We start from the raw sequence: 14,856 nt of genomic DNA, 5'->3' as shown, positions 1-14,856 counted from the left end.
ATCGCCGCGCCTGTCGATTGGCTTGCCACAACCAGCATCCCGGCCCTTGAACGGATCAGTCGTTTCGATTCAAAGCGGAAACGGCCCGATACTCACGGTGGATCGAAGACCCATGCATCCGATGGTCAAAGCCATAGATGTGCAGCGAGACCGCCTCGCCATCAGATTCGTTGCTCATCTGATGGATATTCGGTCCGGAAGGCAAAAAGCACGTGATGAAGCCCGAGGGGCGAACCATCTCTTGTGCCAAGGCGGCATGTTCCTCATCAACGGCGGAGAAGTGCCGCTCAATCAGCGTGCCAGACAGGACGGCGAAGCAGCACGAGCAGTGATGGTCATGGATCGGTGTGCTGCTGCCGGGAGCCCAGGCAATCGCCCAGACGCTCAACTGGTTGTCACCAAAGACAAGGCTTCTTGCAAAAGAACTTGGTTTCCGCTCGACAGGTGTCCTCTCCAGGAAACGAGGGTTTGCAACGACTTGCTCCAGGACGCCGAATGCGTTCTCGAGATAGGCGTCGGACGGAAGTTGGCTGAGCCGGCTCAAGCGCACGAAGAGCGCAAGCATATTATGGTAATCCGGAGCCTCGATCATCGATGTCGTAATCCCTGGTGACTGAAGTACCAGGGAGAGCTACGTTGTCGGGCGCGGAAAAGGTTTGCAATTGTAAACCGAAATGCCACCGATGACGCAAAATTCTCGCGCCGATTGGCGCCACGAGGCTTGTCCAGCCACCAGGCCCTAGAAGCGGTCTAGTCTTCGATCGCTGAACCTGCTCACGCTGACGGATCAGGCGTAATCCAGCGGGATTTGAGTTGTCGCCTTAATCTCCTCCATAGCGAACATCGATGTAACATCGGACAGGTCGACGCGAGCGATCAACCTTTTGTATAAAGCATCGTAGGTCTCGATATCCGGCACATAGGCCTTGAGGAGGTAATCGACCTCACCGCTCATGCGGTAAACGTCGACAATCTCCGGGATGTCCTTCAACGCCTCACGGAATTGCTCTGTCCATCGTGCGCTGTGCTCTCGGGTTTTGACGGCAACGAACACCGTGACCCCGACGTTCAGCTTTTTGCGGTCGAGAATGGCAACGCGTCGTTGGATGACACCATCCTGCTCCAGCTTCTGAACCCGCCGCCAGCAAGCCGTAGGCGAGATCCCGGCCTTCTCCGCCACTTCGGTTGCCGTCAATGCGCAGTTCTCCTGCAGAATTAACGCGATTTTTCGATCCATCTGGTCGAGCCGCGACCGACTTCTGTCCATCTCGTGAGATATCCAAGCGTTATATCAGACTCGCTGAACCGGTCAGCGGACGACAAACAGGGCCGCACATCCGACGACCTCAATTGTGACGTCATCAAACCGGTCTTCGAGTTCCCGCCGCAGGGAGACAAGTCCATCACGCTCGTTCGAGAAAATCCCTTTGCTGTTATAAAAGCGCATGAGCGTCCGAGCCGCCCGCGAGCGTTCGACTCCCTCTGAGAGCAAGGTTGAGCCGAACATCACCCCGCCAGGAGCTAGGCAGGGCTTCAGATTGTCGAAGACCACGGCCTTCTCCCCCAAGTCGCCGGGCAGGCAATGCAAAACGTAGTTGAGCCCGATGGATGTAAACGGGCCGAGATCGAGATCGGACAGCTCCAGCACATTGGCCTGTACGGCTCTCGGAGCATACCTCTGGATGCGAGCTGCCGCCCGCGCAAGGCAGGCCGGATTCAGGTCCAGCAGCGTAATCTGCAGCTGGCTTTCCGGAAACCTGCAGTGATCGAGAAACCAGCCCGTACCGACGCCGACATCAAGATGCCGGATTCCGACATGGCGATTGTACAGATCAAGGAGACGGCTTGTTGGGCATTTCCAGATCAGGGTATTGGAAACGCCAAGCACAACGAAATCGTATAAGTCGAGTGTCCGATGCGTGTAGACAGCCTGACCGGCGATGACCGCCCGGTATCCTTTTCCTTTTGCAGACATCCGTTATCTCATTTGTGATCCCGTACTCCTCGGAGGAAGCAGGAGGTATAGGGCTGGTCACGTCGTCCGGTCAGCGATCTGGCGACCGGACATGTCTTTTGAAGCGTGAGATCTCACGCTAGCTCTTGGCGAACGCAAGTCGCACTAGCATGACGCAAAACAGTGTGGCGCCGGCGAGCCAGACAATGGCGGCCGCGACGGCCGGGATCGGCTGACCATAGGTTATCAGCAGGTAGATGCCCGCCGGAAACATGATGCCGCTTGACGCCGAAAGCAAAAAATGGGCTTTCGCCAGCCTTCCTTCGGCCAGAGCCGGATAGGCACGGTAGGTGAGCCCAAAGAGCGCCATCGACACCCATCCGACTAGATTCAGGTGAGAATGAAGGTGGCTGAGCGAGAAATCCTGTGCGAAGCCCATTCCAAGGCCAAGGGAGACACTCAGCACCAGGCACAGGCTTGCGAGTGTGAGAAAGTAAACGTCGATGTTACGCATGATATGGATCTCCGCCTTGACCGAGCAGCAGCCCGGCCAAGGCACCAGTCGTGTCTACAGTGGGGTCAGGGGACAATCACGAAGTCCGGGTTGGCGACAGCAAAGGCTGCGTTGCGATCAGCCGGAGGGGGGTAAATCCACGTCGTGTTGATCTCTTGCTTGAGAGCCTTGCCAGCGTCTCGCGTCAGATGCACCTGGCGGTCCCAGCCCTCGGTGTAGAGCGCCCCCCAAGGACCGATATCGAGGCAGGTGACGTATTTTGGCTGGCTGTACGGGTGCAACGGCAATCCAACCAGTTCCGCGGCGGCGTTATGACCGGCAACGCGGCCAAGGCTTTGAGCGTGCTGGCACGACATCAACGTGGTGTTGCCAAGGTGGTCCGTTGTCGCGCGAACGACGTCGCCGGTGACGAAGATGTCGGTCACCTCTGTGGCATGGAGGAAAGCATCGCCGATCACCCGGCCGAAGTGGTCGCGCTCGCCTGGAATTTGGGCGGCAAGCGGATTGGCGCGGGCCCCGGCGGTCCAGATGACGGTATTCGTCTGGATGCGCTCGCCGGACGAGAGGGTAACGCTGTCCGCGGAAACGATGTTAACCGCAGCGCCGGTGATGATCTCGACCCCACACTCGGCCAGAGCCTGTTCGATGACCGGCCGCGGAACCGGACCAAGGTCGGGACCGATGTGCGGCGCCTGTTCAACGACGACGACCCGGATGGCAGCGTTACTTCCAAGAATTGCCCGCAGCCGCTCGGGCATCTCGGCAACGGTCTCGATACCCGTAAAGCCACCTCCGGCGACAACAACTGTGTTGCGTGCGACGGTCTCAGGACGGTCCGCGAGGGATTGCAGGTGAATGTCGAGCCTGCGAGCGCTCTCTAGCTGATCGACATTGAACGTATGCTCCGCCAGCCCCGGCACCGGTGGTTGGAAGAGGCGGCTTCCTGCGGCCAATACGAACTTGTCGTAGGGCAGGCGTAGCTGTGTCCCGTCGTTTTTGCCGATTTCGATGAGGCGGGCGCCGGCATCGATCGTCTGCACCAGCCCAGCCATGTGGCGGACCCCGACAGCGTCGAACAAGGGCGCGAGGTCCGGGTTCATGTTCTCGAGAACCGCTTCATAGAGACGGGGTCGGATCGTCAGGCTGGCTGTGGGTGACACGACGATCACCTCAATGTCCTTCTCCTTGCCCGCAAGCGACACTGCCCGGGCAGCGGAGACGGCAGCCCACATGCCGGCAAAGCCCGAGCCGGCGATAACAATCTTCTGGGTCATGATACTTTTCTGTCTCGGCCGGACGTGTGAAGCCATTCCGTCAAGCTGATGCCCAACGGGTTCTCGGCAGGCCCGGCAAGGTGCCGAGAAATTCTCGATGTTTGAGGTGAGGGCGGCTGACCGCCGTGGGATCAACCCGGCGGCTCTTTGGATCGGGGGGTGCGACCGGGACGACGGGCCTCTAGTCGATCCGACATCCAGTCTTGAACCTGGCCGAGAAAACCTGATGGAGCTTTGCGTCCGAGCGCTGCATGCACGTCGGCCAGCGATTGGGAGGCCAGCGTGTCTCGCATCGCCTTCTCAGCCTGGAGCATGACGGCGTGGACGGCACACACACCGTTGCTCGACCATGCCGGCGGCTTGCCCTTGAACAAGGCGCAGCGGCCCCTGATCTGTTGACAATCGAAGAGCGGCTTGTTGCCTTCGATCGCGTCGACAATCTCAAGGAAGGTGATGTCCTGGGCCGGACGTGCGAGGCGGTAGCCTCCCCGTGCGCCTTCGCTGGCCGCGACAATCCCCGCCTTTTCGAGCTTGGGAAAGATCTTGGCGAGGAAGCCGGGCGAGATGCCCTGCAGCTCGGCGAGGTCTCGGCTGCTGAGGGCTGCATCAGAGTCGACGAGCCATAGGAGGCAATGGATGCCATACTCAACGCTGACGGTCAGGTGTGCCATGATATTGGTATGTTGCGTCTGCTAGCAATCGGAGTTGCGATAAACACGGATCATAATAGTCCGTGTTTATCGACGCAAGCGCAAAAACGCATACTAGGTTAGTCCGAGTTAATCTGCCTCTGCGTACAATCCGGATCGGCCCTGGCGTTTCGCTCCCAGGGCCGTTTGGTTCAACAGATGCTGCTTCCCGTATGACATGACTTAGTAACCGGCAGATTGGCGAGCCGGCCGCGACGCCGTGTATCCGGTTGCGGGCTGCGAAAACCGGGCCTGGGCCTGGCGCAGCGCCTCGAAGGCCTGCTTGTTGGCGCGACCTTCCGCAATGGCGCGCTCCCAGCGGCCATCACGCATCATCGTCTCAACCTCGCGATTGACACGGTCGCGATCTGTCTTACCGCCCATTTCGGCTACGGCGATGCTTGGGAGAAGAAGAAGAGGCAGAGTCAAAACAATCTTCCTAAACATGTGACACTCCATGAAAGCCGGTCCACAGCCGGCGCCTGAGGGAGGTTGCAATCAGCGCGAGCTGATCGAGCCTGAAGCGATCTTGCAGCTGTCCTGGGCCCCAAAACAGGGCCAAGACAGACCGAAAAGACTGCACCATTGGCGTTGATCGCTCCTCACCGTCGGCGCTGAGGAGAACTTTCAGAGCCACGGCCAGCATCGGGACGATCACATCCTCCGAACTGGCCACGGCCAAAGCCGCGTTGCGATCCGCGGCAGGCGGGTCGATCCAGGGGACGGATCGACAATCGGGCCCAATAGACTCGGAATTCTGGGCGAAGCGATTTCCGTTTGATGAGGGGTGGGAACGGTAAGCGCTACATCACGAGCCATGCTGAAGAACCAACGGCGGCGATGAATGCACATCGCCGCCGTTGGTCTGCTTGGGTGTGAGTTCACCGCTTGGCCACACGGCCTTAGACAGGCGCACGCGTTCCCACTGCTTTGAGGTGACGATGCTGCTCGCGGATGTTGCTCTTCGCCAGATCATCGACCACCGTTATCGCCTCTGAATTAAGGGCTTCGGGATCACTCTCCTGGTTGAGACGGCGGTGCATCCGTTCTTCATCGAGAGCACCTTCCCATTTGGCAACAACGACCGTCGCCAGGCCATTGCCGATCAGGTTGGTGAGCGCCCGCGCCTCAGACATGAAGCGGTCGATCCCAAGGATCAGAGCGATACTGGTGACGGGGATCGTGCCGACCGAAGCCAGCGTCGCCGCCAGCACGATAAAGCCAGAGCCAGTTACCCCAGCCGCTCCCTTCGAGGTGAGCAGCAGAACGGCGATGATTCCAATCTCCTGCGACAGGGTCAGGTCGGTGTTGGTCGCTTGAGCCAGGAACACGGCCGCCATTGTCAGGTAGATGCAGGTTCCATCAAGGTTGAACGAGTACCCGGTGGGGATCACCAGTCCGACGACTGAGGGCCCGCACCCGAGTTTCTCCATCTTGGCGATCATACGCGGCAGCACCGACTCCGAGGACGACGTCCCGAGGACGATCAGCAGCTCTTCCTTGATGTAGCGGATGAATTTGAAGATCGAGAAGCCGCACAATGCTGCGATGCTGCCCAACGCGACAAAGACAAACAGCAGACAGGTTGTGTAGAACGCCAGCATGAAGTTGCCAAGCGACAGAAGCGTCCCGACGCCATACTTGCCGATTGTGAACGCCATTGCACCGAAGGCGCCGACAGGAGCGAGCTTCATGATGATGCCGACGATGCGAAAGAAGATTTGCCCGAGGGTGTCGATGAGGTGCAGCACCGGTTCGCCACGCGTGCCGAGGGCTTGCAACCCGAACGCAAACAAGAGTGCAACGAAGAGAACCTGAAGGATTTCCCCGTTTGCGAACGCGCCGACAACGGTCGCGGGGATGATTTCCATCAGGAACGCGACCGTACTCTGATCCTTCGCTTTTTCGGTAAAGCTTGCGATTGCCGAGGTGTCAATCCGGGAAAGATCGACATTGACCCCGACGCCCGGCTGCCAGAGGTTGACAACGATCAATCCGATAATGAGAGCAAGGGTGGTCACGACCTCGAAATAGATGAGGGCCTTCAATCCGACCCGGCCGACCTTCCTCATGTCCTTCATGCTGGCGATGCCATGCACGATGGTGAAAAAGATGATCGGTGCGATGAGCATTTTGATCATCTTGATGGAAGCATCGCCCAGAGGCTTCATCGCTTCGCCGAGCAAAGGATAGAAATGGCCCAGGAGGACGCCGGCCAGGATGGCGCCCAGGACTTGGACATAGAGATGCTGATACCACCGGCCTTGATGGTGGGTCGCCAAGGCCGTCACCGTTGGAGTTACAGTTTCCATTTCACGTCCTCGTTGTTGCCGATGTTCAGATCGGCTTGAGGCGATCCTGTCTGCGGACAGGGCGATGAAACAGACCCAAGAACAAGCCGAACGGCTGTACCATCGGCCTGCCAGTCGGAAAGCGAAGCAAGCCAACCGGCTTTAGGGCTGATATGAGACCTACGATGGGGAGTGAATCGGATGTCGTTCTTCCGGCCCAGTCATGCCGACGGGCAGGGCTGCGAGGGCGGCGTCGCCCTCTTCACGTTCTAAAGACGATCATCTTCTCTGCGGTCATCTCCTTCATCGTCCACGGAATGCCGCCGACGCCGTGCCCGGATTCGTGCCGCCCCGCGAACGGCATCCAATCTGTCCTGAAGGCCGTGTGATCGTTGATCATCACCGCCGAGGCGTCGACCCGCTCGGCTGCGTCGAGAGCCGTTCGCAGGTTCTCGGTGAAGATGCTCGCCTGGAACGCCACCGGCAGCGAATTGGCAGCGGTGATCGCCTCCTCGAGCCGGGTGAACGGGTAGATGCAAGTGGTCGGGCCAAAAACCTCGAGCGTCGAGACCTTGGCCTCCCGCGGCGGATTGATCAGGATCGATGGAGGGAGCGTGGTGTGGCTAAGACGTCCCCCGCCGATCAGACGAGCCCCGCTCGACACAGCCTCCTCGATCCAGGACGAGACCCGATCAGCCTCGCGAGGCGCAATGAGCGGGCCGACCTCCGTCTCGGGCAGGGTCGGATCGCCGACTTTGAGAGCGTCCACACGGGCGGCAAAGCGGTCGATGAACGCGCTCTCGAGATCCGCGTGCACAAAGATGCGCTGAGTCGACACGCAGACTTGGCCGGCATGATAGTACCCACCTTTCGCCAAGGGCTCGACGATCCGGTCGAGATCGGCACTTCGGTCGATGATCGCCGGGGCGACGCCGCCGTGTTCGAGGGCACAGCGGGCCCCCGGTGCCAGCTTCGAGCGCAGATACCAGCCAACCCGACTTGAGCCAATGAAGCTCAAGAAAGCGATCCGAGGATCGGTTGCGAGTGCCTCGGCGAGCTCACTGGTTTCCGGCAGAAAGGTCTGGACCCATCCGGCGGGCATTCCAGCCTCATGGACGAGAGCCACGAAGTCGATGCAGGAGAGCGGCGTCGCCGTTGCCGGCTTGACGATCACCGGGCAACCGGTGGCGATCGCGGGAGCGACCTGATGGACGATCAGGTTCAGGGGATGGTTGAAGGCGGAAATGGCCGCGACCACACCAATCGGTTCATGGATGGTGAAGGCCCGGCGGTCAATGCTCGCCCGCGTCAGGCCCATCGGGATCTCCTGGCCAGCCGCGACACGCAGCATGTCAGCCGCATTCCTTACGCCGTCGATGGCTCGGTCGGCCTCGACCAACGCGTCCGTCAACGGCTTGCCGCCCTCACGGGCGATCTGGCGTCCGAAGTGCTCGCGCTTGCCCTCCATCAGCACGGCAAGCCGGCGAAGGATCTCAATCCGTTCGTATGGTTTGAGCCATGCCCCTCGGTCCTTGAACAGCCGCCTGGCGGTTGTGAGCTTCTCCTCGAGCGCCGCCGCATCATCGCTGTCGAGTTGGGTGATCGGCGCCCGATCGAAGGCCTGGACGACTTCAATCATTGGAGCCTCCACTCTGGGCCTAGGTACGCAGTTCCTCGACGAGAACCCGCAAGTTCTCCGAGTAGTCCACCGGGACGGTAACGAGCTGAATGCCGCCATCGGCAAAGGCGGCCTCCAGGGTCGGCACGAGATCGTCAGGACCTTCCACCCGGCTGCCTTTGGCACCATAGGCGTTGGCGTAGGTCACGAAGTCGGGATTGCCGAAAGTCAGGCCGAAGTCGGAATAGCCGTCCACGGCCTGTTTCCAGCGGATCATCCCATAAGCGTTGTCCTGCAGGATCAGCACCACCAGGTTGAGCCCGAGCCGCACCGCCGTTTCCAGTTCCTGCGAGTTCATCATGAACCCACCGTCGCCACAGACCGCAAGGACGCGACGTTCGGGGTAGAGCAGGGCCGCCATCATTGCCGATGGCAGGCCGGCACCCATGGTGGCGAGCGCATTGTCGAGCAGAAGGGAATTGGCGACCCGGGTGCGATAGTTGCGGGCGAACCAGATCTTGTACATGCCGTTGTCGAGGCACACGATGCCGTCCTCTGGCATCACCTTCCGCACGTCCCGGACGATGCGTTGTGGGGTCAGGGGATAGCGGCTCTCCTCCGCCCGATCGGCGATCCGGGCCAGGATCTCCTCCCGCAGGCCAAGCAGCGCACCCGCGTTGGGCAGCTTGCCTTCGAGGCGGTCCGCCAACAATCCCAGGCTCGGTCCGACATCGCCCACCACCTCGGCATGGGGGAAAAACACCTCTTCGACTGTCGCCGGCAAGTAACCGACATGCAGCACGGTCGGGCCCTTCAGCCCCATCAGGAAGGGCGGCTTTTCGACCGTGTCGTGGCCGATCGCGACGATCAGATCGGCGCGGTCGATCGCCCGGTGCACATGATCACGCTCCGACAGGGCTGCGGTGCCCAGGTACAGACCGGACCCGCCGGAGACCGACCCCTTGCCCATCTGCGTGTTGAAGAACGGGATCTGCAGGCGCCGCACGAAGTTCGACAGCGCCTCCGCCAGGCGCGGGCGGCTCGCGGCGGCACCGAGCATCACCAGGGGACGTTCGGCCTTAACGATCAGCTCGGCCGCGCGATCCAGAGCGTCCGGCGGAGCAACAGGCGGATCGATCGGGTGAGGGGGCACCAGGTGCGGACTCGCCGCAACGGGTTCGGCAGCAATGTCCTCCGGCAGCTCGAGAAGCACCGGCCCTGGCCGCTCCTGCTGGGCCACCCGGAAGGCCTCGCGTACGATCGTGGGAATCGAGGCAGGGCTGACGATCTGGCGCGCCATTTTGGTCAGCGGCGTCATGGTCGCAACCATGTCCACGATCTGGAAGCGCGCCTGTTTCCGGCTCAGGATGCCCTTCTGGCCCGTGATCATGACCATCGGCATGGCCCCGAGCAGGGCATAGGCCGCGCCGGTCGTGAGGTTGAGCGCACCCGGACCAAGCGTCGACAGGCAGACGCCCGGTCGGCCGGTTAGCCGGCCATGCGTCGCCGCCATGAAGGCGGCGGCCTGCTCGTGGCGGGTCAGCACCAGTTGGATCGAGGATTGCCGCAGCGCCTCGACCACGTCGAGGTTCTCTTCTCCGGGCACCCCGAAGATCTGCTGCACGCCTTCGTTCTCCAAAGCGGATACAAGCAGTTCTGCGCCGTTCATGGGGACACTCCTCAAGCTGACCCGATCGCGTCAGTGTATCAGATAGCGGTCAAACCCGATCCACGACGACCTCGCTTCCAGTCATCCAAAGGAGACCTGCCGGATGCAAGTGGGGTTGAAGTCATCTAGCTCAACCCACTCTCAGGATGATCAATTGAGGATTTCGGTGTAGAGCTCGGACGGATCGGGCTCCGGATCCTGCGTGGCGAACTCAGCCGCCTCGTTGACGATCTCGCGAATCCGGCTGTCGATGGCCTTCACGTCGTCTTCCGACAGCTTCCAGCGTGTTAAAAGACGCTGGCGGACCTGCTCGATCGGATCGCGCGCCTCGCGGACCTGATCCACCTCGTCCCGTGTGCGGTACTTCGCCGGGTCGGACATGGAGTGACCGCGATAGCGGTAAGCCAGCATCTCGAGGATGTACGGCCCCTTGCCGGAGCGGGCATGCTCGATCGCCTTCTGCCCCGCGGCGTAGACCGCGCGGACATCCATGCCGTCCACCTGCTCGCCCGGAATGCCGAAGGACACGCCCCGCTTCGAGTAATCGGTCTGGGCCGAGGCACGGCTCATCTCCGTACCCATGGCATAGCGGTTGTTCTCGATCACGTAGACCACGGGCAGCTTCCACACAGCCGCCATGTTGAAACTCTCGGAGACCTGGCCCTGGTTGGCCGCCCCTTCGCCGAAGTAGGTCAGGCACACGTTGCCGTTCTCGCGATAATGGTTCGCGAAGGCAATGCCGGTGCCGAGCGACACTTGGGAGCCGACGATGCCGTGACCGCCATAGAAGTGCCTCTCCTTGGAGAACATGTGCATGGAGCCGCCCTTGCCCTTCGACAGGCCGCCGCGGCGGCCCGTGAGTTCAGCCAAGACGCCTTTTGGATCCATGCCGCAGGCAAGCATATGACCGTGATCGCGGTAGCCGGTGATCACCTGATCACCATCCTTCGTCGCCATCTGCATGCCGATGACGATGGCCTCCTGGCCGATATAGAGGTGGCAGAAGCCGCGGATGAGGCCCATGCCGTACATCTGGCCGGTCTTCTCCTCGAAACGCCGGATCAGCAGCATCTCGCGGTACGCGTGCATCTCCTGATCCTTGTTCAATATCTCCTGTTTCTTGTTCGATTTGGGTGCCATGATGTTCTCCAAACGTCGGATTGGGCTATCTGGCCGGAGGGATGGTCGCACTACTCCGCAGCGAGTGCTGGTTGGTGCTCACGTTGATAAGATATCATCCTTTCAAGCATCATTGGGCGAAAATGGCGGATGAGTCCCTGCACGGGCCAAGCGGCAGCATCGCCGAACGCACAAATCGTATGGCCTTCCATCTGTTTGGTCACTTCTTCCAGCAGATCGATCTCGTGTGGATCGGCGCGGCCTTCCACCATCCGATACATGACCCTCGTCACCCACCCTGTACCTTCCCGGCAGGGGGTGCACTGGCCGCAGCTTTCGTGCTTGAAAAATGCGCTCAGGCGAGCGATGGCCGCAATCAGGTCCGTCGACTTGTCCATGACGATGATTGCCGCTGTGCCCAGCCCACTTTTGACATCACGAAGGCTGTCGAAGTCCATCAACAATGTATCGCAGATGCTCTTCGGCAGAAGCGGCATCGAGCCACCGCCGGGGATAACGGCAAGCAGATTGTCCCAGCCTCCGCGAACGCCACCGGCATAGGTGTCGATCAGCTCGCGCAGTGGGATGCTCATCGCCTCCTCGACATTGCATGGCCGGTTCACATGACCGGAGATCGAGTAGATCTTGGTCCCGACGTTGTTCGGTCGACCAATGCCTGCGAACCAGGCGGCACCCCGGCGCAGGATGGTCGGCACGACGGCAATGGTCTCGACATTGTTCACCGTGGTCGGGCAGCCGTACAGACCGATCGCCGCCGGGAACGGTGGCTTCATCCGTGGCATCGCCTTCTTGCCTTCGAGGCTCTCGAGCAAACCTGTCTCTTCTCCGGCGATGTAGGCGCCGGCACCGCGGTGCAGGTAAAGATCGAAATCCCACCCGGACCCGCAGGCGTTTCGGCCGATCAGGCCGGCCTCGTAGGCCTCGTCAATGGCCTGCTGCAGATGACGGGCCTCATCAACGAACTCGCCTCGAATGTAGATGTAACAGGCATGCGCGCGGATGGCGAAGGACGCGAGCAGACAGCCTTCCACCAGTTTATGGGGATCGCCGCGCATGATCTCGCGGTCTTTGCAGGTTCCCGGCTCGGACTCGTCGGCGTTGACGACAAGATAGCTGGGCAGGCGGTCGGAAGTCTTCGGCATGAAGGACCATTTCAGTCCCGTAGCAAATCCTGCGCCGCCCCGTCCGCGGAGGCCCGATGCCTTGGTCTCATTGATGATCCAGTCCCGTCCCTGCGCCAGCAGAAATGCCGTGCCATCCCAGTCGCCGCGCATTCGGGCACCGGCAAGGTGCCAATCGTGGAATCCATAGAGGTTCGTGAAGATCCGGTCCCTGTCGCTGAGCATGACCAACTCCCCTATCGACCGAAGGTAACTCTTGCTCTTTGCTCTCAAAAATCCCGTTGGACCCGCAGGCGGGCTTCAAGGGCGTCCTCAGAGTTGATGAGGCGGCCCGATGCGGGATCGTTGCCCGCGAACACCCGGCCACGCGGGTCGACACTGCGATAGAGCGTCTCGACGCCAAGATAGAGGCCGCTCACCGGGAGCCAGCCGAGATTGGTGCCGATGCGCCACTCCGAGGTGTCCGGGAATCCGACGGTGCCGCCCGCGGGTGTGGTCACGACGCTGCCCTCGGGGTAGTTGACCACACCATAGGAACCGAACACCACATGCCGGATCTGCGGTGTCCAATAGTGCAGGAACACCGCCGTCGCGGCCCACCCCTTGGACCGCTGCACTGCTCCATCGGCATCCACAAAAGCGTCAGTCTGATCGAGGATGATATCGTTGATTGATGAGTTGCCGAGGCCGAGATAACTCAGTGCACCGTCGGCATAGGCAGCTTGGAGCCAAAGTTCATCGCCGTCAGCAATCGTGGGCAGGTCGACCTCAATTCCGGCCTGCACGGCAAAGCCGTAATCTGTGTCGACGAATGGAGCCGGAGCTGGTCCGGGAACAAGATTGGCGCTGCGGATCTGGTGCAACGCTGCTGAGAGCTGGGCCTTGCCCCAGTCCGGCTCCCACAGCAGTTGGCCGACGAGGTCTGGAACCCGTGCACCGGCCGGGCTGAACTCCTGGCCGGGAAAGTCTGGTCCATTCGGAGCAGCGAACAGCCGCCGCTCGATGGAGTCCTCCAGCGCAATCGTCGCCGACAGATCAGAGCCCAGCTTGACCGTATAGGCGAACAGGTTGGTTTTGACTTCGGAGACGATGAGATCCGCGAAGTTGTAGTCGTTGGTGTAGAAGTCGAAGAATGACTCCCAGCGACCTGCGGTCAGTCCGCCGAACTGGATGAAAGCTTCGTCAAGACGGAACGTGTCAGACCCGTAATTGCCCGTGTTGCGGGTGAACTCGTACTGCGTCTTGGCCCTCAGCAGGCCATATGACGTCCGGGTGCGGGCGTCCAGAGCGATGCGGCCGCGGGCCCGGAAGCCGATGGAATCGTCGGCACGGGTGCCAGGTTCGAGATACCGGGATTCTCCCCGGGCCCGAGCGCCGATCCGCAGGCACGTGTCAGTACCAGGGATGGTGAAGAATCCGGTGCCATGGGCGGAGCAGATGCGCACAGCCTCGACGAGGGTCGCTCCCTTGGCCGGCAGATCGAGCGCCTGGGAGCCTGCCGGGACAACGCACCCGCCGATGATCACAGCACAGGCGGCTGATCCCGTGCGGATCTCTCGGAACACGTCCATTAGGGTCTCCTTGCGTCTTGCCCATCCTGGCTAAAGGTATTTGGTCTGGGGCGCCGCATCAGGTTCTCACAGGGAGGTCACGGCGAGAACGATCTTTCCCTTGGGCAGAGGACGCATGCCTTCCAGCATGAGATGAGCTTGCCGCGCATCAGCAAGGGGCATCACTGTGCCCACCCGCGTCCTCAGGTCGCCATGATCGATCGAGGCGGCAATTTCCGTCAAGTATTGGGTCGAGACTTTGACCAGAAAGAAGGCTGCATCGACCCCATGGCTCTTCGCCAGATCCTGATCCGGCTGAGACACGGCCGAGATCAGCTTGCCGCCGCGTCGCAGGACCTGAAACGAGCGCTGTTGCGTCTCGCCGCCGACCAGATCGAAGACGGCATCAACGTCCCGGGCCATGTCTTCAAAGCGTTGGGAGTTGAAGTCCACCAGCATATCGGCCCCGAGCTCACGTACAAACGCGTGGTCGTCAGCGGCAGCTGTCGCGATGGTCCGGAGGCCTGCACGGTGGGCGAACTGCACCGCATAGGCACCCACGTTGCCGGCCGCCCCATGAATGAGTACCGTCTGACCGGCCTTGAGCTGTGCCTGATCAAATAGGCCCTGCCATGCGGTAACGGCAATGACTGGCACGGAGGCTGCTTCGAGGTCATCGATCGAGGCCGGCTTTCGCGCAATCATCGCAGCCGAGGCTACGGCGTACTCGGCATAGGCGCCGATGAACCGTTGGTTTGTGACACCATAAACCTCGTCTCCGACGCTCAGTCCGGATACATCCGGCCCGATGGCCTGGATCACTCCAGAGAGGTCTGAGCCCAAGGTGAGGGGGAGGGGTTGCGGCAAGGCGCTGTTACCAGACCTGATCCAGCCATCCCAGGGGCCAACCCCGGCGGCGTGCACTTTGACGAGGACCTCGCCAGGGCCGGGACTGGGCACTGGAACCTGCTCGAACTGCATCGCTTCCGGAGAGCCAAACTCATGGACGCGCCAAGCCATCATGTTGGACATAGCA

The 14,856-nt window shown here is 61.0% G+C and carries 14 protein-coding genes; all 14 read right to left on the bottom strand.

Annotated features, from left to right (window positions below):
• Nucleotides 1-55: 55 nt before the first annotated feature.
• The 14 genes from KBI52_RS20765 to KBI52_RS20700 all read right to left on the bottom strand — a co-directional run bounded on the left by KBI52_RS20765 (nucleotide 56) and on the right by KBI52_RS20700 (nucleotide 14,843).
• The gene (locus KBI52_RS20765; protein WP_210811232.1) at nucleotides 56-592 is read right to left on the bottom strand and encodes a cysteine dioxygenase family protein; all 537 of its coding nucleotides are present in this window, start codon (nucleotides 590-592) and stop codon (nucleotides 56-58) included.
• Between the two features lie 195 nt (nucleotides 593-787).
• Nucleotides 788-1,267, bottom strand: coding sequence for an Lrp/AsnC family transcriptional regulator (locus KBI52_RS20760; protein WP_210811231.1), 480 nt, complete (start codon nucleotides 1,265-1,267; stop codon nucleotides 788-790).
• Nucleotides 1,268-1,309: 42 nt separating this feature from the next.
• On the bottom strand, nucleotides 1,310-1,975 hold the full coding sequence (locus KBI52_RS20755; RefSeq protein ID WP_210811230.1) for a class I SAM-dependent methyltransferase: 666 nt from the start codon (nucleotides 1,973-1,975) through the stop codon (nucleotides 1,310-1,312).
• A 118-nt stretch (nucleotides 1,976-2,093) separates the two neighbouring features.
• On the bottom strand, nucleotides 2,094-2,468 hold the full coding sequence (locus KBI52_RS20750; RefSeq protein ID WP_210811227.1) for a hypothetical protein: 375 nt from the start codon (nucleotides 2,466-2,468) through the stop codon (nucleotides 2,094-2,096).
• A gap of 65 nt (nucleotides 2,469-2,533) precedes the next feature.
• The gene (locus KBI52_RS20745; RefSeq protein ID WP_210811225.1) at nucleotides 2,534-3,742 is read right to left on the bottom strand and encodes an NAD(P)/FAD-dependent oxidoreductase; all 1,209 of its coding nucleotides are present in this window, start codon (nucleotides 3,740-3,742) and stop codon (nucleotides 2,534-2,536) included.
• A gap of 131 nt (nucleotides 3,743-3,873) precedes the next feature.
• On the bottom strand, nucleotides 3,874-4,413 hold the full coding sequence (locus KBI52_RS20740) for an Rrf2 family transcriptional regulator (RefSeq protein WP_210811221.1): 540 nt from the start codon (nucleotides 4,411-4,413) through the stop codon (nucleotides 3,874-3,876).
• 201 nt (nucleotides 4,414-4,614) lie between these two features.
• Nucleotides 4,615-4,878: a hypothetical protein gene (locus KBI52_RS20735; protein WP_210811219.1), complete on the bottom strand. Its 264-nt coding sequence runs from the start codon at nucleotides 4,876-4,878 to the stop codon at nucleotides 4,615-4,617.
• Between the two features lie 455 nt (nucleotides 4,879-5,333).
• Nucleotides 5,334-6,743 carry a dicarboxylate/amino acid:cation symporter gene (locus tag KBI52_RS20730; protein WP_210811215.1) on the bottom strand — a complete coding sequence of 470 codons (1,410 nt, stop codon included), beginning with the start codon at nucleotides 6,741-6,743 and terminating at the stop codon, nucleotides 5,334-5,336.
• Between the two features lie 241 nt (nucleotides 6,744-6,984).
• Nucleotides 6,985-8,361, bottom strand: a complete 1,377-nt coding sequence (locus KBI52_RS20725) for an aldehyde dehydrogenase family protein (protein ID WP_210811211.1) — start codon at nucleotides 8,359-8,361, stop codon at nucleotides 6,985-6,987.
• Between the two features lie 19 nt (nucleotides 8,362-8,380).
• Nucleotides 8,381-10,009: an acetolactate synthase large subunit gene (locus KBI52_RS20720; protein ID WP_210811208.1), complete on the bottom strand. Its 1,629-nt coding sequence runs from the start codon at nucleotides 10,007-10,009 to the stop codon at nucleotides 8,381-8,383.
• Between the two features lie 150 nt (nucleotides 10,010-10,159).
• Nucleotides 10,160-11,149: a pyruvate dehydrogenase (acetyl-transferring) E1 component subunit alpha gene (pdhA, locus tag KBI52_RS20715; protein ID WP_210811199.1), complete on the bottom strand. Its 990-nt coding sequence runs from the start codon at nucleotides 11,147-11,149 to the stop codon at nucleotides 10,160-10,162.
• Nucleotides 11,150-11,199: 50 nt separating this feature from the next.
• Entirely contained in the window at nucleotides 11,200-12,495 is a 1,296-nt protein-coding gene (nuoF, locus tag KBI52_RS20710; protein WP_210811195.1) for an NADH-quinone oxidoreductase subunit NuoF, read from the bottom strand.
• Between the two features lie 44 nt (nucleotides 12,496-12,539).
• The gene (locus KBI52_RS20705; protein ID WP_210811192.1) at nucleotides 12,540-13,841 is read right to left on the bottom strand and encodes a porin; all 1,302 of its coding nucleotides are present in this window, start codon (nucleotides 13,839-13,841) and stop codon (nucleotides 12,540-12,542) included.
• 66 nt (nucleotides 13,842-13,907) lie between these two features.
• Nucleotides 13,908-14,843 carry an NADP-dependent oxidoreductase gene (locus tag KBI52_RS20700; RefSeq protein ID WP_210811289.1) on the bottom strand — a complete coding sequence of 312 codons (936 nt, stop codon included), beginning with the start codon at nucleotides 14,841-14,843 and terminating at the stop codon, nucleotides 13,908-13,910.
• Nucleotides 14,844-14,856: the final 13 nt, after the last annotated feature.

Source organism: Microvirga sp. HBU67558, assembly GCF_018069605.1.
In the GTDB taxonomy this organism is placed as follows: Bacteria; Pseudomonadota; Alphaproteobacteria; order Rhizobiales; family Beijerinckiaceae; genus Microvirga; species Microvirga terrae.
This window is presented reverse-complemented; position numbering and strand designations above follow the sequence as displayed.